Source organism: Paenibacillus dendritiformis (assembly GCF_945605565.1).
Taxonomy (GTDB): Bacteria; Bacillota; Bacilli; order Paenibacillales; family Paenibacillaceae; genus Paenibacillus_B; species Paenibacillus_B dendritiformis_A.
Map to the genome: position 1 here is coordinate 5,437,037 of NZ_OX216966.1, position 21,162 is coordinate 5,458,198.

Here is a 21,162-nt window from a genome sequence, read left to right on the forward strand (position 1 = left end):
CCATTATACCGAATATTGTCCTCCTGCGGAGCACTGGTCTTGATTTACTTCGCTTCGTACCAATTGCTGCCGGAGCTCACATCGGCCCGAAGCGGCACATCGAGCTTCAAAGCCGCTTCCATGACTTCCGGCACCAGCTTCTTCATCGTGTCCACTTCATCCTCCGGCACCTCGAACACCAATTCGTCGTGCACCTGAAGCAGCATCCGGCTCTTCAAGCCCAACTCCTTCAGCTTGGCATCCATCTGAACCATCGCCAGCTTGATAATATCGGCGGCGGTTCCTTGGATCGGCGTATTCATCGCCGTCCGTTCCGCGAACGAACGAAGATTGTAGTTCGATGCGTTGATATCCTTGAGATATCGTCTGCGCTCGAGCAGCGTCGTGACGTAGCCATCCTGGCGCGCCTGCTTGACGATATCGTCCATATATTGGCGCACACCGCGGAACACATGGAAGTACTGGTCGATGAACGCGGCCGCTTCCTTGCGCGTAATGTGCAGGTTCTGAGACAGCCCGTAGTCGCTGATGCCATAGACGATGCCGAAGTTGACGGCCTTCGCCTGGCGGCGCATATTGGAATCGACCTGGTCGGCGGCGACGCCGAATACGTCCATCGCGGTCTTCGTATGAATGTCCATATCGTGGATGAACGCTTCCTTCAGCTTGTCATCGCCAGAGATATGGGCCAGAACGCGCAGCTCGATCTGGGAATAGTCGGCCGCGACAATATGCCACCCCGGCTCCGAAGGCACGAACGCCTGGCGGATTTGCCGCCCTTCCTCGAGCCGGATCGGAATGTTCTGAAGATTCGGATACTGGCTGCTCAGGCGGCCCGTCGCCGCAATCGTCTGACGGTAATACGTATGGACCTTACCCGTGCTCTCGCGTACTTCCTTCAGCAGCCCTTCAATATAGGTGGACTGCAGCTTCGTCATCTGCCGGTAGAGCAAGATGAGCGGAATGATGTCATGGTACGGCTCCAGCTTCTCCAGCACCTCGGCATCGGTCGAATACCCCGTCTTCGTCTTCTTGATGACCGGCAAGCGCAGCTTATCGAACAGAATCTCGCCCAACTGCTTCGGCGATCCAATGTTGAACTCGGTGCCGGCCAGCTCATAAATGCGCGCCATCGTCTCCTCGATCTGCTGCTTGAAGTTCGTGCCCAAGTCGTGAAGACTCTGCTTGTTCACCCGAATGCCCGTCTTCTCCATCTGCGCCAGCACCTTGGAGAGCGGCAGCTCCAGATCGTAATAGAGCCGGTTCATCTCCTGATCTTGCAGCGCCTTCTCCATCACCGGCTTCAGCAGCCGGACGAGCTTCGCCTTGCGAGCCGCATGCTCCGCAACGACTGTCGTCTCCGGCACCTTGAATTTAGCGCCTTTGCCGTATACGGCGTCATTATCCTGAGAGGACGGAAGCCCGTACTTCTCCGCGACGGATTGCAGCGTAGCCGAAGCATCCTCCGGATTGAGGAGATAGGCTGCGAGATGGACATCGAAGACGGATCCTTCCAGCGGAACTCCCGCCCAATGAAGCACCAGATCGTTATAGTGGAGATCATAGCCGCTTTTTGGACGCTGCCCGTCTCCCAACCACGCCCGCAGCTCGGCCGCTTCTTCGGTCTGCAGTTCATCTGCCGTCACATACCAGCTCTCGTCCTCTGTCGCGACGAGCAGTCCAATGAGCTCCGCCTGATGCGGATTGTCGCCATGGGCTTCCACAATCAGCACATCAGCGGTAGCGAGCGTCTCATTCAGCCCGTCCCATCGGCCTTCTCCGGCCAGACGGACATTGAGGCGCTCTGCGGAGAGCGATTCATCGACAGCAGCAGGCTTGGCTTCTCCACCGACACCGGCTTTTTCAAGCCGCTCGATAACGGATCTGAACTCAAGCTTGCGGAGCGCCGGCAACGCCTCCGCTTGCAAGCCGTCGAACTTCATCTGCTCCGGCGGCAGATCGAGCGGAACCTCCCGGAAAATCGTGGCCAGCCGCTTGCTCATCCGGGCATCTTCCGCATGATTGACCAGATTCTCCTTCATCTTGCCCTTCAGCTCGTCCACATGCTCCAGCACGCTCTCGACGCTGGGATACTGATGCAGCAGCTTCAGTGCCGTCTTCTCCCCAATCCCCGGAACGCCCGGGATATTATCAGAGGTGTCTCCCATCAATCCTTTCAGATCGATAATCTGTTCCGGCTTCAATCCATACTTCTCCTCTATCTCGGCAGGAGTATACTTCTCCACCTCCGTCACGCCCTTGCGCGTAAGCAGCACGGATACATGTCGGGAAGCAAGCTGAAGCATGTCCTTGTCCCCGGTGACGACGAACATTGGCTGGCCCGCTTCATCCGCCTGGCGGGTCATCGTGCCGATGATGTCATCCGCCTCGTAGCCCGCCAGCTCGAAATGGGCGATGCCCATCGCCGACAGCAGCTCCTTCAGCAGCGGAAACTGCTCGGACAGCTCCGGAGGCGTCTTTTCACGGCCTCCCTTATAGTCCTGATAGTCTCCATGGCGGAACGTCTCCTTGCCCGCGTCAAACGCGACCAGCATATGAGTCGGCTGCTCCTCCTCCAAAATGCGAAGCAGCATCTGCGTAAAGCCGAATACGGCATTGGTATGCAAACCTAGTGAGTTCGACAATGGCGGCATCGCAAAAAAAGCACGGTAAATAATGCTGTTGCCGTCGATTACGATCCATTTTTCCTTCATTAATAAACACCTCAATCCCGTCTCATGTTTTCATGATAGCATAGCGCGAACCCGAATAGGAAATCGAATATGAATACGGCACGAAGATAGAAAGCCGACCGCTCCTGTGTTACATAAATTACCACTTACGTCAAGTCCCCCAATCGGTCAGACGTACCCGATAATCCCTTATTCTAAATCTTCCAATGGATCAGGTGGCATCTATCGTCACCCCATATGCTCAATTTCCCATCGAGTCAGGTGGCACCCATCACCACCCTTATGTTCAATCTCCCATCGGGTCAGGTTACACCCATCACGACCCTTATGTTCAATCTCCCATCGAGTCAGGTTCGCCCATCATCACCCTTATAATCAATCTCCCATCGAGTCAGGTTCGCCCATCATCACCCCTTATGTTCAATCTCCCATCGGGTCAGGTTACACCCATCATCACCCTTATAATCAATCTCCCATCGAGTCAGGTTCGCCCATCATCACCCCTTATGTTCAATCTCCCATCGAGTCAGGTTCGCCCATCATCACCCTTATAATCAATATCCCATCGGGTCAGGTTACACCCATCACCACCCTTATGTTCAATCTCCCATCGGGTCAGGTTACGCCCATCACGACCCTTATGATTAATCTCCCATCGGGTCAGGTAGCACCCATCACGACCCTTATGTTCGATCTCCCATCGGGTCAGGTTACACCCATCACGACCCTTATGTTTAATCTCCAATCGGGTCAGGTAGCACCATCACGACCCTTATGTTCAATCTCCCATCGAGTCAGGAGAGCCTTCACCATCTACATCAACCATATTGGATAATTAGTAGACATTTGCTTGCTTCATGCAGTCATCAAGCCAATACATTCTCCTCATTCATCCATTGAAGCAAGTCTTCTGTTCTTGTTATTCCCCCTCTACGCAAATAATTGATTCCTGTGCCAAGGGGATAACGAGCATAAGGTGAGGCAGATGCAAATTCGTTTCGGTTTCCTGCGCCATGGGGATAACGAGCGTAAGGCGGGGCAGATACGGAGTCGTTTCGGTTTCCTGCGCCATGGGGATAGTGAGCGTAAGGCGGGACAGATACGGACTCGTTCTGGTTTTCCTGCGCTAAGGGGATAATGACCGTAAGGCGGGGCAGATACGGACTCGTTCTGGTTTTCCTGCGCCATGGGGATAGTGAGCGTAAGGCGGGCAGTTACAGATTCGTATCGCTTTCCTGCCTCAAGGGGATAACGAGCGTAAGGCAGGGCAGACGTGGATACTTCGAACTATTTTTCTGACTTATAAAAAGTCAGAACCGCCCGGCTTCAGCTCCGGACGGTTCCTGCGGTACGGTATTAACTATTCAGATCAGGACGTTCATTGGTGACGAGGTAGACGACCGACTCGCCGATATTGGTGGCATGGTCGGCAATCCGTTCGATATAGCGGCCGACGAAGGTGAGCAGCATCGCCTGGGAGGCGTTGTGCGGGTTTTCGAGCACGTAGCTGAGCAGCTCGCGGAATATTTGGCTGTACAGTTGGTCGACTTGATCATCATCCTTCGCCATTTTGTAAGCCAGATCGATATCTTCCTGCACATAGGCCCGAATCGAATCGGTAATCATCTGCTGGACAATCTCCGCCATGCGCGGCAGGTCGATGAGCGGCTTCATCAGCGTCTGCCCTTCTATCCGCAGCACGACCTTGGCGATGTCGATGGACAGATCGCCCATCCGCTCCAGATCGCTGGAGATGCGGAAGGCAACAAGGATGCGCCGCAGATCTTTGGCCACCGGCTGCTGCGTCAAAATCAGCTTCGAGCCCAGCTCGACAATATTATCCTCCATCCGGTTCAGATGCGGATCCTCGTTAATGATTGCCCGGGCGCGCTCCGCGTCCATCGTTTTCAACGATTCTATCGATTCGAACAACGCGCGCTCCACATGGCGGCCCATTTGTTCGAGCAGGCGGCTGAGCTCATCCAACCCCAGATCGAATTCCCTGCGCTTAATCATCCTGGTTTCCTCTCCTTTTTAGCCGAAGCGTCCCGTAATATAATCTTCCGTCCGCTTGTCGCTCGGATTGGAGAACAGCGTCTCCGTCTGATCGAACTCAACCACTTCCCCATTGAGGAAAAAGACAGTCTGATCCGACACGCGGGCGGCTTGGTGCATATTGTGCGTAACCATGACAATCGTATATTGATGCTTCAGTTCCTGTACCAGTTCCTCGATCTTCAGCGTCGAGATCGGATCCAGCGCGGATGTCGCTTCATCCATCAGCAGAATCTCGGGGTTCACCGCCAACGCGCGCGCGATGCAGAGGCGCTGCTGCTGCCCCCCGGAGAGACTGAATGCCGACCGCTTCAAATAATCCTTCACTTCATCCCACAGCACGGCGGAACGCAGGCTCTGCTCAACGATCTCATCCAGCTTCGCCTTGTTGCGAATACCATGAAGCCGCGGGCCATAAGCAATATTGTCATATATCGATTTCGGAAAAGGGTTCGGCTGCTGGAAGACCATGCCTACTTTTTTGCGCAGCGTCTCCACATCGACTTCATTGCTGTAAATATTGGTGCCGGCAATCTCTACCCGCCCCTCGATGCGCGTGCCGGCAATCATGTCGTTCATCCGATTCAGCGTCCGCAGCAGCGTCGACTTGCCGCAGCCGGAAGGGCCGATGAACGCGGTGACCGCCTTCTCGGGGATTGTCATCGATACATTCTTGAGCGCGTGGTAGGTGCCGTAATACAAATTCAGGCTGTCTATGTTAATGATAGGCTTCAAATCCGTCCCGGTTGCCGTATTCGTCGTCATCGTCGCCGTCGTCATACGATCGTCTCCTTATCTGTTTTTCTGATATTTATTGCGCAGCAGCACGGCTGACAGATTCATCAGGATGAGCAGCGCCAGCAGCACGATGATGCCCGCTGCGGCCAACTCATGGAACGCCACCTGCGGCCGCGATACCCAGTTGAAAATCTGGATCGGCATAACCGTGAACTGATCCAAAATGCTGTTCGGAAGAAAGGCGACGAACGTCAGGGCTCCGATCATAACGAGCGGCGCGGTCTCGCCGATCGCCCGGGACAAGGCCAGGATGACGCCGGTCAGTATGCCGGAGATGGCCGATGGCATGACCGAGCGGGAGACCGTCTGCCATTTGGTCGCGCCGAGCGCGAATGAAGCGTCCCGCCGCATCTTCGGAACCGCGCGAATCGCCTCTTGGGCGGATACGATAATGATCGGGAGCACGAGCAAGGTCATCGTGAGCGACCCGGAGAGCAGGCTTCGGTCAAGCGCCATGCCGCGCACGAAAATCGTCAGCCCGAGAATCCCGTATACAATGGACGGAACGCCCGCCAATGTGCTGATGTTCAACTGAATGAACCGGGTAAGAGCGTTCTTTTTTGCGTATTCTTCCAGGTAAATGGCCGCTCCTACGCCAAGAATGAATGAGATGGGCGCCATGATGAGCACCATATAAATCGATCCGACAATCGCCGACTTCATCCCGGCGGCGGCAGGCCGGCGGGACGGGTAGTTCGTGAACAAGTCAGTATTGAGCCGGGACAAGCCGTCCATCATAATGTTCACGAGCAGCGCCATCAGCGCGACGATCCCAATCAATGTAGCAGTAACAAAAAGAATGTGAAGGCAAAAATCGATTTTGCGCCGGGTGCTGATCTGCTTGCGGTTCGCGTCCTGTAACATCGCCATCTGTCAATATTCCTCCCTAAACCGGCGTGCAACCCAAAGCGCCAATATATTAAGCAGAAACGTAATGATGAACAGCGTCATGCCGACGGCAAAAATCGTGCCGTATTCAATGGATCCATGCGGCGTGTCGCCCAGGCTGACCTGCACGATGTACGCTGTCATCGTCTGAATGCTCTCCAGCGGATTCAGTGTCAAGTTCGGAGTCGCCCCTGCGGCTACCGTCACGATCATCGTCTCGCCGATCGCCCGTGAGAAGGCCAGTACGGCGGAGGAGACGATGCCTGACAACGCGGCCGGCACGACAATCTTGAGCGCCACCTCGAAGCGCGTTGCCCCGAGGGCGTAGGCCCCGTGGCGCAGGCTGCGCGGGACGGCCGTCATCGCGTCCTCGCTTAAGGAGGAGACCATCGGAATAATCATGATGCCGACGACGATTCCGGCGCTGAGCGCATTGAAGACGCCTGTGCTCGGGAAGATCTCCCGGATGATCGGCGTGACGAAGGTAAGGGCGAAATAGCCGTATACAATGGTCGGCACGCCAGCCAGCACTTCCAGAATCGGCTTGACGATCTTGCGGACGCGATCCGGCGCGTATTCGCTCAGATAGATGGCGCTCGCCAGCCCGATCGGGATAGCGACCAGGCAAGCGATGAGCGTGACCAGCAGCGTCCCGCCGATAAGCGGCAGAATGCCGAACTCCTTAGGCTGAATGAGCGGGCTCCACCGGGTGCCAAACAGGAAGTCGGCGATGTTGACGTGGGAGAAGAAGCTCCACGTCTCCGAGAATAACGTATAGACGATGCCTATTGTCGTCAGAACCGAGACGGCCGCGCACAGGAACAGCAGCACCGGCACGATTTTGTCCGACAAATGCATTCTGCGGTTACGGAACGTCAGCTTCGCTTCTTGTTGCGGGACATTCGCCTGCATATGCTTAACCTCACTTTTAGCTTCATTTACAATTCGTTAACAATCATGCTATGAAAATGTGATGTCCCTAATTCATGAGGATAAGAGACATCACACGTTCATCATCGTGTATGACTGCTGCGTACGAATTCCGGCGGTTACTTCAATTGGTTCAACTGCTCGTCATATTTCTCTTGCGGCAGCGGCACATAGCCGACTTCTTCGGCAATGCTGCCAGCCGTCTTCAGGTAGTACTCAACATAAGCCTTCACTTCCGGCTTCTCCATTTGCTTCTTGCTTACGTAGATAAGGAGCGGACGGGACAATGGGGCATAGCTTCCGTCTTTAATCGTATCGAGCGTCGGAGCTACCGTCGCCGTTCCGTTATCGACAGGAACGAGCTTCAGCTTATCTTGATTTTCCTCGAAGAAGGAGTATCCGAAGTAGCCGATCGCATTTTTGTCTCCGGCTACGCCTTGCACGATAGCGTTCGTATCCGCGCTGAACGTAATTTGGCCGTCGTTGCGGCTTTCTTGCGCCTTGCCGTTAATCTCTTCCGTGAAATAGTCGAACGTTCCATGGTCCGCGCCCGGAGAATAGATTTTGATCTCCTCGTTCGGCCAGCCTTCCCGCACGTCCGCCCACGTTTTGACCTTGGAGTTCGGCTCATAGATTTTTTTCAGCTCGTCGAGCGTAATTTTGTCGACCCAGGAGTTGTCTTTGTTCACGACGATGGACAAGCCGTCATAAGCAACCGTCAACTCTAAGTACTCGACGCCGTTCGCCTTCGCGTCTTCCGCTTCCTTGTCCTTGATCGGGCGGGATGCGTTGCTGATGGCAGTCTCGCCTGCGATAAACCGCTTGAAGCCGCCGCCTGTGCCGGACGTTCCCACGGAGACGCGGACATCGCTATGCTCCTTGCCGAATTCTTCTGCAATCGCCTCTGTCATCGGATAGACCGTGCTGGAACCGTCGATTTCAATCGTGCCGGACAATTTGTCCTCGCTGCCTTGATTCGTATTGTTAGCGGTGTTCGTCTGCGTAGATTCCGTTCCCGTATTGCCGGCGCCTGCGTTCGAGGTATCTTCTTTTTTGCCGCCGCATGCCGCTAGCGCGAATGCCATGACTGCCACCAAAGTAAGCAGCATGATTTGTTTGCCCCACTTTTTCAAGTGAATTCACTCCTTTGAATTGGTTCTCTCATTTCCCGATTGATAAGTTCGCTTGCTGCCTTACAATCTGAATATTACTGCTTGTTTGTTAAGCCTGATTTGGAAGTATGTTAACGGAGTGTAAAAATTCAAAGCTGATTCGAGCGGCCGCTGTTATCAGCAATATCTTCCAACGGATCCGCCAATCTGTTGCCTGAAAAGCATGACTCGGCTCGACATAAAAAAAAATCCCCGGTCCACACGCCAGGGATTTACAAATGGGGAAAATGAGCGAATGAGCCAATGTCAAAGCTCATTATTTTTATGCTATCAGAGATTTTATTTCCATGAAAATTAAAATATCCCCTTAATAAGAGAAAAAAACAGTAAGTCACATTTTTCTGCAGTATGTTATAGTGTCATAGAAATTCCCAATATTGTTGATTAGTAAATTCATTTTATAGGATGAAAATCAATTTTACCGGAGCAACACTGTATTTATTTTTAATAATGAATTTAGGTGAGATTATGGAAGAAGTGACGATTCAAGATTTTAGATCAGAAATTTCAAATAGGGAAAATATTAGAGTGATTTTAGAAAGTGATTTTTTAAGCACGCGGTCCCATAAAGTGGTTAACCTGTACTTCCAGTTAGGTAAAATTATAATAAACGACTGGGAAATCGATATTAAAAAATGCAAGTTTTTTTTAGAAAAAAAGAAAACCTTTTTGATAAAGGATTGGGAAATCAATGACAAGAAGTGCAAAGTTTATTTAGAAAAAAAAGAGTACGTTATAACAAGCACTGACTCTAAGACGAAACTGATTCTATTTTCGGGATTACGCTTTTGATTGAATCGTGTAAGTCAAAGACGCCTCCACCCCCGCGCCAAAGGGAGATGGAAGCGTCTTTTTCTGTCAAATCGCCCGTCAGCGTGACCAGTTGGAGCCCTGCAAGGCTAGAAAGGCCGGTTTATCCGTTTTGATTAACAAATAGTTCGATTTCATTGAAATCACGTTCTTGCAGTATAGGGGATACATGAACAATGGAATGAAAATTAATAGTAAGCGGTATTGTAGTAATAATAAAGTCAATGTCCATGCTTTTTATATCGCCTTCAATCATTTTTCTATCCACTTCACCTATAATCTCTAGTTTTCCGTCGAACTTTTTATTAATCCAGCTCTTCATGTATATTTCCCAGCTTTTCTCTTCCCCTGTAATTAGGAGCACTTTTTTCTTATTCATATTTTTTAACCGCCCGGTTGCCGCTATCCGCATCGTTATTTTTGCGGCTTCTTCATCAGGCACATCTAAGATTTCCAGTTTCTTCGCCCATTCGTTATATGCTTTCTTCACTGACAGAAATGTTTTTTTATAAGTCTTCTTTATATACTTGCAAGTCTCCTTTTCCGGCATGATTATCTTCGGGAGAAACATTAATTTATAAAAGGTATGTCTACAGTAATCAACCATACCATACACAAAATCTTCGTCGCTTGCTAAATCTATCTTTACTTCTCTTTCCAATATGTGAATGAATTCACTTATATAAGTATAAGCTTGTATTTTTCCTTCCTTATACAGTTTTAGTTCTTCCCGCCTTAAGTTAGCTTGATTTACGCTTGCGTATCTGGATAATTTCACGATGATTACTAATAAGACTTTCTCCTCAATCGTCAAAAAATGAATGGCGTCTCGTTTTTCATCTGTGCCCCTTTCAAATATTTCTTTATAATACGGGGTCTCAATTGTATTTTTAATTATACATTCATTAAATTTTACCCTATGCCCTCGCTTCCTGCGTATAAAAAGAATGGCCATGATAAAAACGAATCTTCTTCTGTCGTTCGTAAAAAATATAATACCTAATTTTTTTTCGATATAAGAAATATAACCTAGAAGCACTTCTTTCCTATACTCATTAAACGGCCATTCTTCTTCCGTAAAAGCCTCCAAATAGCGTTCAGAGAACATTAAGATGATTTGGAACTCATCCCCTGTGATTCCTAAAGGTTTTTTCTCAAGTGATAAACCAAATTTTTCAATATATTTACTAACCCTTTTTAGTGCCATATTCGTTGAAGAGACAGGAAGATATAATTTTTCGGACAAAGAGGTAATGGTAGGTGCAGTTCCTTCCAAAAACTTCTGAAGAACTAAAAAAGTCAGGGATTTTTTAGATAAATTAGATATAACCTCACATATGGTCTGATCTTGGGGTATGGCTAATTTGATCCCTTTTCCCTTTTTCGAAAAAATAGAAGCGTTTTGCGGCAATAAATCATTGAGAACTGATATATCCTTTCGAATTGTTTTACTGGAACAATCTAGTTTTTGTTCAAGTTCAGAGAGAGTAAACCACTTCTTTTCCTCAGCAAGAATCTTCAACAATTTGATTTTACGACTAATATCCTTTTCCATCATGATTCACCTTCAGCGATTTCGTCCAGCCGATCACTGTCGAATCTGCCTTCCAAGGTCAGATTATATAACAGTTCGTCTTCGATGAGTGCAACTTTCCCTCATACACTCGGAACCCTATCGTAACACACTTTCCCGTGCTCCAACGACGTTTTTTCACAGGACACTGTCTTCATTCCCGTTCCGCCATGCGCTTCAATTCCGCATGCGCTTCCTGCGCCCGCTCCTCCATGCGCTGCGCGCAGGCATCAATTTGTGCCAGCTGCTCCTGATTATGCGCGATCGCCTGCAGCAGCTGCTCGAACCGACCGCATGCCGCCTCAACCCCCATTGCGGTCATTCCAACCTGTTCCCGGGTGCGCTCCCCCGTATGTACCGCCTGATTCAATGCTTGAACCATCTGGCTCAGCGTCTCTTCGATCTGGCCGGTAGCCTCCTTCGTCAGCATGGCCAGCTTGCGCACCTCCGCGGCCACGACCTGGAAGCCAAGCCCGTGCTCGCCGGCGCGGGCCGCTTCGATCGAAGCGTTCAACGCCAGCATATGACATGAATCGGACCAGCCGCGGATGACGCCGATGGAATCGGCCACCGCCTGGGTATATTGTCGCAGATGCTCCATTTCCGCCGCCTGATCGTTCACCTGCTCAAATACTTGCTGAAAGGCGGAGGACACGTGATCGAGCGAAGTTTTGCCTGCCAGCGTCTTGTCCATCATCGCGGACGCGTGCAGCTTGCCTTCCTCCGCCGCCTGCCTGACATATCCGGTCTCGCCCCGAATCGAATCGAACGCCTGGAGCGTCGATTGCAGCACCGCCTCCTCCTTACGCTCCGCATTGCGGCGCACGCGGCTGGAGAGCTCGGACAGCTGCTTCGCCGACAGCACGCCGGCATATTGCCCTCCGCTAGTGATAATGAGGCTGTCATACATCCGCTCCTCCGGACGGGCCTCCGCCAATTCAAGCAGTTGGGCCGCATCCGTCCCCCACTCCGCACAGGCCATATCCCGATCCATCAGCCGCGCTATCGGCTTCTCATGATAGAGCGCCGGGGAGAACCGCTTGCTCATCCGTTCATGGAACCGTTCGCGCATCACCATCCCGCTCGGCTGCTGCGCCCCGTCCACGACAATAAGACAGCGCAGCGAGGAATCGGACAGGAACATGTCCTCGACGTCCTCGATCGGAGTCCGCGGATCAACCGCCGGAGCGTCATGAACCAAATCGCCGTACTCCGGGGAGGCGCCACAATGTTTGATCTGCGGAGAACCCGGGTTAATGAGAGATAACATCGGCATCGTCATATAGCATCACCCTTTGCGTTAATCTTGTAAATCTGCATCTTTAGTCCCAATGTAGCACGGAAATGTAAACGGTTGGCCCAGGCTGTGTAAAGAGTTTGTAAAGGCAATCGGGTTTTGTGGATTGCTTCACAAGGAATCTCGGAAACAGCAATGGACTCCAGGAGCGCCCATCGAAGAGAACGCGAACGCATGACGGCAGCCCGCTCCGAAGAGCGGACTGCCGTCATTGTCTCATCCATATTCATCGCAAAAAAAAGAATCCATCTCCCCATCGAAAATGGATTGTGCGGCCTTATTCGTCGGTGCGGTGCGCCTTCTTATGATGGACCAATTTGTAGCCGACGCCCCGAATCGAATCGATCTGGACGGAGCGCTGGTTCATCTCCAGCTTCTTGCGCAGCGAGCTGACATGGACATCGACTGTCCGCTGTCCGCCGATGTAGTCGAAGCCCCATACCGCGTTCATTAGGTCGTCGCGGGTAATGACCATCCCCGGGCGCTGGACGAGGTAGAGCAATACTTCGAATTCCTTCGGCCGCAGCGGGATCAGCTCATGATGCAGCGTCACTTCATACTTCTCCGGATAAATGCGCAGATCGCCGATCGCAATGACTTTGTCATCCGCTTCTTCCGTCTCGGCCGGCTCGTCGCTCGATGCGCGGCGCAGCACGGCGCCGACGCGCGCCAGCAGCTCAGCGACGCCGAACGGCTTCGTAATGTAGTCGTCCGCTCCGCACTTCAAGCCCTGCACGACTTCTTCCTCCGCATTGCGCGCCGTCAAAATGATGACGGGCGTACGGATGCCGGCTTGTCTCAGCTTGGACAGCACCTCGAATCCGTTCATGCCCGGCAGCATAATATCCAGTATGATGAGATCGAACTTGCGGTGCAGCGCCACCTGCAGCCCTTGGGAGCCGTGGTCGATCACGGTCGTATCGTACCCTTCCAAGGTCAGATTATATGACAATAGCCGCGCCAATGTCGGTTCGTCTTCAATGACTAATACTTTTCGTTCAGACATGATTATCCTCCGAAAGTCAATTCCTATCCCTTGTGCCTCTACGGCTTCACGCTTATACTCGCAACCCTATCGTAACATACTCCCCCGTGCCGCGGCGACGTTTTTTTCACTGCGGCACGGAGGTAGGGCGAGCATGGCGTCATGGCGAATTCATACCCGCGCTTATTGCTCTGACCCGTCCGGCGACCACTCCTGCAGCACAGGAAGCTCGATTGTAAAGGTCGTGCCTACGCCCAGCTCGCTCTCCACCCGTATCGTTCCTCCATGCGCATCGACGAGATGCTTCACGATGGATAGCCCCAGTCCCGTTCCTCCCGATACGCGGGAGCGAGCCTTGTCTACCCGGTAGAAGCGCTCGAAGATGCGCGGCAAATCCTTCTTCGGAATGCCGATGCCCGTATCGGTAATCGTCAGCCGGATCCGTTCCTCCTGATCCGGGTCATGCAGCGCCACAGCCCCTATCTTCACCTGACCGCCCTCCGGCGTATAGTTAATCGCGTTGGAGAGCAGATTGAGCATAATCTGGCGCAGCCGATCCTCATCCGCCTCGACATACAGATCCGTCTCGGCATCCAGCCGGACATCGATGCGCTTGCTGCCCGCTTCCTTGCGCAGCATCTCCACCGTCTGCTCGAGGAAGGTCCCGAGCTCCACCGGCGAAAATTGCAGCACCGCCCGCTTCGCTTCGATTTTCGACAGTTCCAGAATGTCGCCGATAAGCCGGTTCAAGCGCTCGCTCTCCTCCTGAATAATCTGCAGGAAGGACTTCGCAATATCCGGATCATGCATCGCTCCATTCAGCAGCGTCTCGGCGAAGCCCTTGACCGCGGCAATCGGCGTCTTGAGTTCATGGGACACATTGGCCACGAATTCGGTCCGCATCCGTTCCAGCCGCCGAATCTCCGAGACATCCTGCATCACCAGCAGAATGCCCGCCCATTCCTGATCGGTGAAATAGGCCGGGACGACCGTAACATCCAGCAGCCGCTCCTCCGGATAATAAATCGTCATCTCCTCATGGCGCAGCAGCTTCTTCTCCTCGACTTCGGCCATCATCTGCTGCATCTCATACGGCGCCCTGACTTCGCTGAACGGACGCCCGAGCCATTCCCGGCTTCGGATGCCGAGAATATGCTCGGCCTTCCGGTTCAGCAGCGCAACCTTGCCTTTCGCATCGACCATTACGATCGCATTGATCATATGCTCCATGACCGTCTGCAGCCGGCTCTCGTTCTCACGGATTTGCGACATCTGCACCTGAAGGCTCTCCGCCATCGCATTGATGGCCGTACCCAACTGCCCGATCTCGTCCTTCCCCGCAGCCTGTGCCCTCGCCTTGTAGTCCATCTGGGCGATGCGCATCGCGACGCGGGTCATATTCTCGATCGGACGCGTCAGATTGAAGGCAATCCGGTAGCTGACGATCCCGGCGATAACGAATAATGCCGCCAGACCGAGCGCCAAATACGCCCACAGCGCCCTCACGCTGCTCTCGACATGCTCCAGGCTCATCGCCAGACGAATATACCCGTCAAAAGTGGACGTATGCACGGGTCTGGCGACATAGAGCATATTTTGCCCCAGCGTCTCGCTGTAACGAATATTCGAGCCGATCCCTTCCTGTCCCGCCTTCACGATCTCCTCGCGCGACAGGTGATTGTCCATATCGGTGGCCTTATGATCGGAATCGCCGACGACCGTCCCGTCAGCCAGAATAAAGGTAACGCGGGCATCCGCGCTGTCATGAAGCTTGCGCGCCCAGCCGCTGTAATATGCAATCATTTCGCCCATACTGCCCGGCTGAATCCAGGCGAGCGTCTGCTCGATGAGCATAATTTCCCGGGACATATTCTGCTCCAACTGGCGGATATGATTGTGCTTGAAGGTGGACGCCATATAAATGCCGGCTGCCGTCACGGATATCCCGATCAGCAGCACAAAGATTAAAGTCAAACGCGTGCGAAACCGCGACATGCGCATCTCTCCACTTCATACTCGAGGTTGTAGGTCTATGTTCCATCCTACCGACCGTTGCGCCGTTTGGCTAGACTGTCTTATGTAAAGCTTTTGTAAACCATCGCCCTGAACGGAATCGCGTTCTCCGCTATTCTTCCCTTCCGATGAACAATATCATTCCGGCCGGCCATACCACAGCAGGATGAGCGCCTCCATACGCTCTCCGCGAATTTTTGTTCGCTGCCCCATGCTCCTCCTCATGTACCCCTTACGCCGAATCTCCCGCTTACACAGGCAATTGCCTGCTTCTGCAAGAGCTTGGGGCTTTCCCATCCATATCCCAACGATTCAGGAGAGACACGATGCAAGGAGGCCGCGGCGCCAACCTATCACCGCTGCCTTTTTGCAACCCGCGTCCGCCAGCCTGCGGTTCTACCGACGCATTCGAAGCGCAGTATGCCCCACCCTAGAATTACAATAAACCCTATAGGAACAAACCTTATATACGACAAATCCCCGGTCCGCGACCGGGGATGAGAGAATAATTGCTTATGCAAAGACAGGGTCCTTGAACTGGGCCAGCTTCTCGAACGAGCTGCGATCGACGTCGGCGTGCAGGCTGTTGCCATGCGCATCCATCGTCACGATCGCCGCGAACCCTTCTACATCGAGATGCCACATCGCTTCCGGAATGCCGAATTCGAGGAAATCGACTCCGTTCACTTGCTTCATGCATTCCGCATAATATTGAGCCGCCCCGCCAATCGCATTCAAATAGACGGCGCCATGCTCCTGCAGCGCGGCCAGCGTCTTCGCTCCCATGCCGCCTTTGCCGATAACGGCGCGGATGCCGAATTTCTTAATAATATCGCCCTGGTACGGCTCCTCGCGAATGCTTGTCGTCGGTCCGGCCGCCTTGACATGCCAGCCTTCCTCATCCTTCAGCATGACCGGGCCGCAATGATAGATTACCGCCCCGTTCAGATCGACCGGCGCATCGTGGTCCATCAAATATTTGTGCAGTGCATCGCGTCCCGTATGCATCTCTCCGTTGATGACGACGACGTCCCCCACCTTCAAGGAGCGGATCTGCTCCTCGGAAATCGGCGTGTTCAGCACGATGCGGCGGCTCTCGCTCTTCGCGGGCGCTTCTTCCGCCGCTCCTGCCGCTTCATCGGCTGCGCTGTCCATCGGAAGCTCGCTGCCGCGCTCGTATACCCATTCCTTAATCTCTCCGCTCGCGCTGTCGAGCAGAACGCCCTGGCGCCGGTAGGCCCAACAATTATAGGCAACCGATACGAAGAAGCTGGCCGGCAGCCGGTTCATGACCCCGATCTTGCAGCCAAGCAGCGTCACCTCGCCGCCGAAGCCCATCGTGCCGATGCCTAACTGATTCGCCTTTTCCAAAATATATTCTTCCAATTGCCGCAGCTCGTCGATCGGATTCGTATCATCTACGCGGCGGAACAGCTGTTGCTTCGCCAGCTCGTAGCCTGTCGTCCGATCGCCGCCGATGCCGACGCCGATGAAGCCTGCGCTGCAGCCCTGCCCCTGCGCCTGATAGATAGCATGCAGAATGCACTTGCGGATGCCGTCGAGATCGCGGCCCGCCTTGCCCAAGCCCTCCAGTTCGGCCGGCAGGCTGTACTGGATATTCTTGTTCTCGCAGCCGCCGCCCTTCAAGATGAGACGCACCTCAATGTCGTCGCGCTCCCACTGCTCGAAATGGATGACCGGCGTTCCCGGGCCGAGATTATCTCCGCTGTTCGCGCCCGTCAGCGAATCGACGGAATTGGTCCGGAGCTTGCCTTCCTTCGTCGCGCGGCTTACCGCCTCCTGAATGTCCCGCTTCATGACGATCTGATTCGCGCCTACCGGAGTATGCACGATGAACGTCGGCATGCCGGTATCCTGGCAGATGGGGGATACCTTCGTCTCCGCCATCGCAATGTTGCGGGCGATCGTGCCCAGGGACAGTCCGGCGCGCGTGGCAGCGTCCTCGCGCGCTTGCGCTTCCCGGATCGCCTTGCGCACATCGCCGGGCAGATTGGTTGATGTCTCCACGATCAAATCATATACGCTCTGCAAAAACGATTTCATAAGCAAACCCAAGCCCCTCTCTTCGAATGTCCCGCTTCTCTCTGCAATGATCTGGCTGTATATCGGGTTCCTCTCTATCTTCTCTGCTTCGGCCGATTCGACATGCCGCATGCGGCGTGAATCCGCTTCCTATAGTAATATAATAGCATAATAGAAGCGTCTGTCGAAGACTTCCGGGCGAAGTTATCCGAAGCTCGATGCGATGCCGGAAAGGATGAGAACTATGGATCCAACCAAGGACGAGGCGCAAGCCGGGCGCCCCTGCGGACATCATTTTTTTGCCTATATGTATCGGTTGAAGCATATCGAGCGCTGGAGCCTGATGCGCAATACGACGAAGGAGAACGTCGCCGAGCACAGCTTCCACGTCGCGATGACCACGCACATGCTGTGCACGATCGGGAACGAGGTGTACGGCAAAGCGCTGGATACGGGCCGGGCCGTCATGATGGCGTTGTTCCACGACGCGACGGAAGTGTTCACCGGTGATATTCCAACGCCGGTCAAGCACCACAATACGCGCATTCTGGCCAACTTCCGCGAGATCGAGCAATTGGCTGCGGAACGGCTTGTCGGCATGATTCCGGCCGAGCTGCAGGCGGCCTATGCGCCACTCATCGATCAGACCCTGGATGAGGAGCTGAAGCGCTATGTGAAGGCTGCCGATCTCCTCGACGCCTACTTCAAATGCGGAAGCGAAGCGGCGGCGGGCAACCGGGAATTCGATGTGGCCCGGCGGCAGACGGAACAAAAATTGCGGGCGCTCGGCCTGGAGGAAGTCGACTATGTCCTTACCCGTCTTGCGCCAAGCTTCGACATGACGCTGGACGAAATGTCGCTGTCCGACAGCTAGGCTCCCGTAGTTCCTCCTTCCTATCCCGCAGACTAGCGATGGTTTTGGAAATCATCCCGCGGTCTGTTAAAATTAAGGTAAAAAATTGTCGCCGTTGGATAGGAAGAAAGGAAGAACGCCATGCCATTATTCAATGTCACACTGGTTCATCGCATTTTTCGCGGCATATGGGTAACCATCGTTACGGTCGGGGCTATTCTGCTATTTTATTATGGCTTCCGGATAATTTACCCGTTCTTGATTGCCTGGCTGCTGGCCTATGCGATGAACCCGCTCGTACGGTTTTTGGAGCAAAGATGGAGGTTCCCGCGCTGGACCGCCGTAACCTCCGCCATTTTGCTGTTCGGATCGATTATTGCCTTCGCGATCTTCGTCTTCACGACCAAGATCGTGTCAGAGTCCTGGCATATCGTCGGCCTCGTGCAGGAGCAGATCGCGGAGTGGAGGAATTGGCTGAATGACTACTATCATTCCGCTGAATTCCAGGCGCTCCTGTCCGATCTGAATGAAACGCTGACATCCATCGACCTGCAATCGTCCCTCTCGAAATATACGAGCACGATCGCGACGGCCGGCTCGGCCCTCGTGGCCTATTTATTCAACTTTATTAAAGCGACCGTGCTGTTCCTGCCCAAGCTGGCGATCATCACCGTCATCATTATGGTCGCTACCTATCTTATCAGCAAACAGTGGAATACGCTGGCGGCCGCGAGCAAGCAGATGGTACCCGAACGGGTGCGCACCTCCCTTGGTGTCGTAATCGGCGATCTGCAGCATGCCATTTTCGGATACGTGAAGGGGCATATTATTTTATCCAGCATTACCGCCCTCGTCTTTTTCCTGGGGCTGCTTGTTCTTGGCGTCGAGTACGCCTTCACGCTCGCCATTATCGGCGGCATTGTCGATCTGATCCCGCTCATCGGCATCCCCGCCATTGTCGTCCCATGGGCGGTCTTCTCCTTCTTCGAAGGCAACCTGTTCCTGGGCACCGGTCTCCTGGTGCTATGGCCGATTATTCTCGTGACGCGCCATGCCTTTGAACCGAAGGTGTACGGCTCCAGCATCGGACTGAATCCGCTTATGCTGCTTATCTTTTTGTTCGCGGGACTTCATCTGTTCGGGGTGATCGGCATTTTTGTCGGCATCATCGCCCTCGTCGTGCTGACGGCGCTGCAGCGGGCCCATGTATTCCGCGATGTCTGGCGCTATATTATGACCGGCTCCTTCTTTCCGGTGGCGCCCCCTGCACCCAAATAATCAAGCAGCTTCGCAAGGACAACAAAGAGAGCGCCATTCCCCCGGAATGCGCTCTCTTTGCCTGTCAGGCTCACCGCAACTCTTTCACGCCACCTTTTTACCGGAAGGACGTCACCAGCCCATTCAGCAGCGTTCTAATGTCATATTGATACTCGTTAATCGGAGCGATCGGCTTGTTGATGCCCAACAGCGTATAAACGGCGATTCTTGCCGAGCGGACCGAATATTCTTCCGTAAAGACGACATCGTTCGGAATCTCGCAGAATTGCCCGACGAAGGCCAGATTCGTCGAGCCCTGCGGGACGACCTGCGGACGGTCGCCGATCGCGCGCGGCATGAATTGCGCCGTAATATACGGCATCATGCACGGAATGCAATTGGCGGTCTGGATAATCGCGTCCATATCCTCATGAAAATGAAGATGACTCAGCAGCTCCGTCAGTATCTCCTCACCTGTGCAGTCCGACATTTTTTTCTTCACATAGTCGCCGACATTGTCCGGGAACAGACCGTAGCCCCAGAACACGCGGACATGCTCCGGCTGGTTCCGGAAATGCGGCTGATGCGCCAGCACAATCGACATCAGCCAGCTGGACTCCTTGAACGTGACCAAGGCGCCTGTTCCTGCCTTATTGCGGGAGAAGGCTTCCATCAGCTCAAAAAATCTCGAATCCTGACAGGTCACGGTGAAGGACTCCCACTTCGAGCCTTCGATATGATCATCGAACGAAGAAGGCTTCCCCAATCCGGGCTTCTTCGCGGCGATGCGATCCCACAGCTTCCAGGAGCTTCCCTTGCCGTTCAAGCTCGGAGCGGTCGTCATCGAGCCAAGGCTATAGCCCTCCGTCATCGACCCGTTCGTCACGATAACAAGGTCGCCGTCATTGAGTTCTATCGTTCCCGGCGATCCTTCTTTGACATAATGAATTTTCGTTACCGTAATGCCGCTGCCTTCTTTGAAATCCAAATCGGTCACTGTGCATTTCATATTGAAATCGACGCCATGCTGCGCCAAATAATTATGGAGCGGAACCGTGATAGAATCATATTGATTGTATGGAGTTCTCGTCACCCCTTCAAGGGTATGAATTCGCGGGAACTCATGCATGAAGCGGATCATGTACCGTTTGAGCTCGGCGGCGCTATGCCAAGGCTGGAATGCGAACGTGGTTGCCCACATATACCAGAAGTTCGTCTCGAAGAAATGCGGGCCGAACCAATCCTGGATCCGGGCGGTGCCCAGCTTCTCTTCCGGCGTCATAATGAGCTTGGACATCGCGATGCGATCCGCCATATCGAAGCCCATCGATGTCACGTCCTGAACTTCGGCGTGCTGGTTGACGAGACGCGCATTCGAATGCGTCGGATGAGCGGTATCGAATTGACAATTTCGTCTCTGACGGATTTGGCGGGATCATCGATAGAAGGGATCGAGCTTAACAGATCCCAGGTGTTCTCATAAGTCTCATCATTCAGCATGCGGCCCCCGCGAATGACATATCCTTGCTCGCCATTGCCGGAGCCGTCGTTGCTGCCGCCGAGTATTTTCATTTCCTCCATGATATGAATGCGGGAACCAGGGAATTCACAGTCTCGAACCAGGAAAGCAGCACCTGCGAGTGACGCGATTCCGCCGCCGACAAAATAGACTTGCTTGTTATTGTACTCCGTGCTCATAACCGTCGCCTCCATTGGTATGATTGCTTGTGTTCCTCAGCAACCTAACTGTATTACACGAAGGCGGCTCGCGGAATAATCAATATGCGGCGGCTGT

Annotated in this window: 14 protein-coding genes and 1 pseudogene; 3 read left to right on the forward strand and 12 right to left on the reverse strand. The window is 53.4% G+C overall.

The window, feature by feature from the left end; translation table 11 throughout:
* Nucleotides 1-44 precede the first annotated feature (44 nt).
* The 6 genes from polA to NNL35_RS24450 form a co-directional block, all read right to left on the reverse strand.
* Nucleotides 45-2,714, reverse strand: a complete 2,670-nt coding sequence (gene polA, locus NNL35_RS24425) for a DNA polymerase I (protein ID WP_006679250.1) — start codon at nucleotides 2,712-2,714, stop codon at nucleotides 45-47.
* Nucleotides 2,715-4,049: 1,335 nt separating this feature from the next.
* Nucleotides 4,050-4,709, reverse strand: a complete 660-nt coding sequence (phoU, locus tag NNL35_RS24430) for a phosphate signaling complex protein PhoU (protein WP_006680085.1) — start codon at nucleotides 4,707-4,709, stop codon at nucleotides 4,050-4,052.
* Nucleotides 4,710-4,727: 18 nt separating this feature from the next.
* Nucleotides 4,728-5,513 carry a phosphate ABC transporter ATP-binding protein PstB gene (gene pstB / locus NNL35_RS24435; protein WP_006680086.1) on the reverse strand — a complete coding sequence of 262 codons (786 nt, stop codon included), beginning with the start codon at nucleotides 5,511-5,513 and terminating at the stop codon, nucleotides 4,728-4,730.
* Between the two features lie 27 nt (nucleotides 5,514-5,540).
* Complete coding sequence (gene pstA, locus NNL35_RS24440) at nucleotides 5,541-6,416, reverse strand: phosphate ABC transporter permease PstA (protein WP_006680087.1); 876 nt, start codon at nucleotides 6,414-6,416, stop codon at nucleotides 5,541-5,543.
* A gap of 3 nt (nucleotides 6,417-6,419) precedes the next feature.
* Complete coding sequence (gene pstC, locus NNL35_RS24445) at nucleotides 6,420-7,346, reverse strand: phosphate ABC transporter permease subunit PstC (RefSeq protein ID WP_006680088.1); 927 nt, start codon at nucleotides 7,344-7,346, stop codon at nucleotides 6,420-6,422.
* A 137-nt stretch (nucleotides 7,347-7,483) separates the two neighbouring features.
* Nucleotides 7,484-8,497, reverse strand: a complete 1,014-nt coding sequence (locus NNL35_RS24450; RefSeq protein WP_006680089.1) for a PstS family phosphate ABC transporter substrate-binding protein — start codon at nucleotides 8,495-8,497, stop codon at nucleotides 7,484-7,486.
* A 489-nt stretch (nucleotides 8,498-8,986) separates the two neighbouring features.
* Between NNL35_RS24450 and NNL35_RS24455 the strand changes: the two genes are divergently transcribed.
* A complete protein-coding gene (locus NNL35_RS24455) occupies nucleotides 8,987-9,328 on the forward strand; it encodes a hypothetical protein (protein WP_254553818.1) in 342 nt (113 codons plus the stop codon).
* Between the two features lie 121 nt (nucleotides 9,329-9,449).
* Here NNL35_RS24455 and NNL35_RS24460 read toward each other — a convergent pair whose 3' ends face one another.
* The 5 genes from NNL35_RS24460 to NNL35_RS24480 form a co-directional block, all read right to left on the reverse strand.
* Nucleotides 9,450-10,901: a BglG family transcription antiterminator gene (locus NNL35_RS24460; RefSeq protein ID WP_006680091.1), complete on the reverse strand. Its 1,452-nt coding sequence runs from the start codon at nucleotides 10,899-10,901 to the stop codon at nucleotides 9,450-9,452.
* A gap of 172 nt (nucleotides 10,902-11,073) precedes the next feature.
* Nucleotides 11,074-12,201, reverse strand: coding sequence for a methyl-accepting chemotaxis protein (locus NNL35_RS24465; protein ID WP_006680092.1), 1,128 nt, complete (start codon nucleotides 12,199-12,201; stop codon nucleotides 11,074-11,076).
* A gap of 292 nt (nucleotides 12,202-12,493) precedes the next feature.
* Nucleotides 12,494-13,222: a response regulator transcription factor gene (locus NNL35_RS24470; protein ID WP_006680094.1), complete on the reverse strand. Its 729-nt coding sequence runs from the start codon at nucleotides 13,220-13,222 to the stop codon at nucleotides 12,494-12,496.
* A gap of 162 nt (nucleotides 13,223-13,384) precedes the next feature.
* A complete protein-coding gene (pnpS, locus tag NNL35_RS24475) occupies nucleotides 13,385-15,196 on the reverse strand; it encodes a two-component system histidine kinase PnpS (RefSeq protein ID WP_006680095.1) in 1,812 nt (603 codons plus the stop codon).
* Between the two features lie 531 nt (nucleotides 15,197-15,727).
* Nucleotides 15,728-17,278, reverse strand: a complete 1,551-nt coding sequence (locus NNL35_RS24480) for a fumarate hydratase (RefSeq protein ID WP_006680096.1) — start codon at nucleotides 17,276-17,278, stop codon at nucleotides 15,728-15,730.
* 223 nt (nucleotides 17,279-17,501) lie between these two features.
* Here NNL35_RS24480 and yfbR point away from each other — a divergent pair, with 223 nt between their 5' ends.
* Nucleotides 17,502-18,131, forward strand: a complete 630-nt coding sequence (yfbR, locus tag NNL35_RS24485; RefSeq protein WP_006680097.1) for a 5'-deoxynucleotidase — start codon at nucleotides 17,502-17,504, stop codon at nucleotides 18,129-18,131.
* Nucleotides 18,132-18,251: 120 nt separating this feature from the next.
* Nucleotides 18,252-19,388: a sporulation integral membrane protein YtvI gene (ytvI, locus tag NNL35_RS24490; RefSeq protein ID WP_006680098.1), complete on the forward strand. Its 1,137-nt coding sequence runs from the start codon at nucleotides 18,252-18,254 to the stop codon at nucleotides 19,386-19,388.
* Between the two features lie 97 nt (nucleotides 19,389-19,485).
* Here the strand turns inward: ytvI and NNL35_RS24495 are convergent.
* A pseudogene (locus NNL35_RS24495) lies at nucleotides 19,486-21,065 on the reverse strand (oleate hydratase).
* Nucleotides 21,066-21,162 lie beyond the last annotated feature (97 nt).

Bases quoted from the DNA above. Each gene is read 5' to 3' on its own strand.
- polA (WP_006679250.1), bottom strand. From the start codon at position 2,714: ATGAAGGAAAAATGGATCGTAATCGACGGCAACAGCATTATTTACCGT.
- phoU (WP_006680085.1), bottom strand. From the start codon at position 4,709: ATGATTAAGCGCAGGGAATTCGATCTGGGGTTGGATGAGCTCAGCCGC.
- pstB (WP_006680086.1), bottom strand. From the start codon at position 5,513: ATGACGACGAATACGGCAACCGGGACGGATTTGAAGCCTATCATTAAC.
- pstA (WP_006680087.1), bottom strand. From the start codon at position 6,416: ATGGCGATGTTACAGGACGCGAACCGCAAGCAGATCAGCACCCGGCGC.
- pstC (WP_006680088.1), bottom strand. From the start codon at position 7,346: ATGCAGGCGAATGTCCCGCAACAAGAAGCGAAGCTGACGTTCCGTAAC.
- NNL35_RS24455 (WP_254553818.1), top strand. From the start codon at position 8,987: ATGAATTTAGGTGAGATTATGGAAGAAGTGACGATTCAAGATTTTAGA.
- NNL35_RS24460 (WP_006680091.1), bottom strand. From the start codon at position 10,901: ATGGAAAAGGATATTAGTCGTAAAATCAAATTGTTGAAGATTCTTGCT.
- NNL35_RS24465 (WP_006680092.1), bottom strand. From the start codon at position 12,201: ATGACGATGCCGATGTTATCTCTCATTAACCCGGGTTCTCCGCAGATC.
- NNL35_RS24470 (WP_006680094.1), bottom strand. From the start codon at position 13,222: ATGTCTGAACGAAAAGTATTAGTCATTGAAGACGAACCGACATTGGCG.
- pnpS (WP_006680095.1), bottom strand. From the start codon at position 15,196: ATGTCGCGGTTTCGCACGCGTTTGACTTTAATCTTTGTGCTGCTGATC.
- NNL35_RS24480 (WP_006680096.1), bottom strand. From the start codon at position 17,278: ATGAAATCGTTTTTGCAGAGCGTATATGATTTGATCGTGGAGACATCA.
- yfbR (WP_006680097.1), top strand. From the start codon at position 17,502: ATGGATCCAACCAAGGACGAGGCGCAAGCCGGGCGCCCCTGCGGACAT.
- ytvI (WP_006680098.1), top strand. From the start codon at position 18,252: ATGCCATTATTCAATGTCACACTGGTTCATCGCATTTTTCGCGGCATA.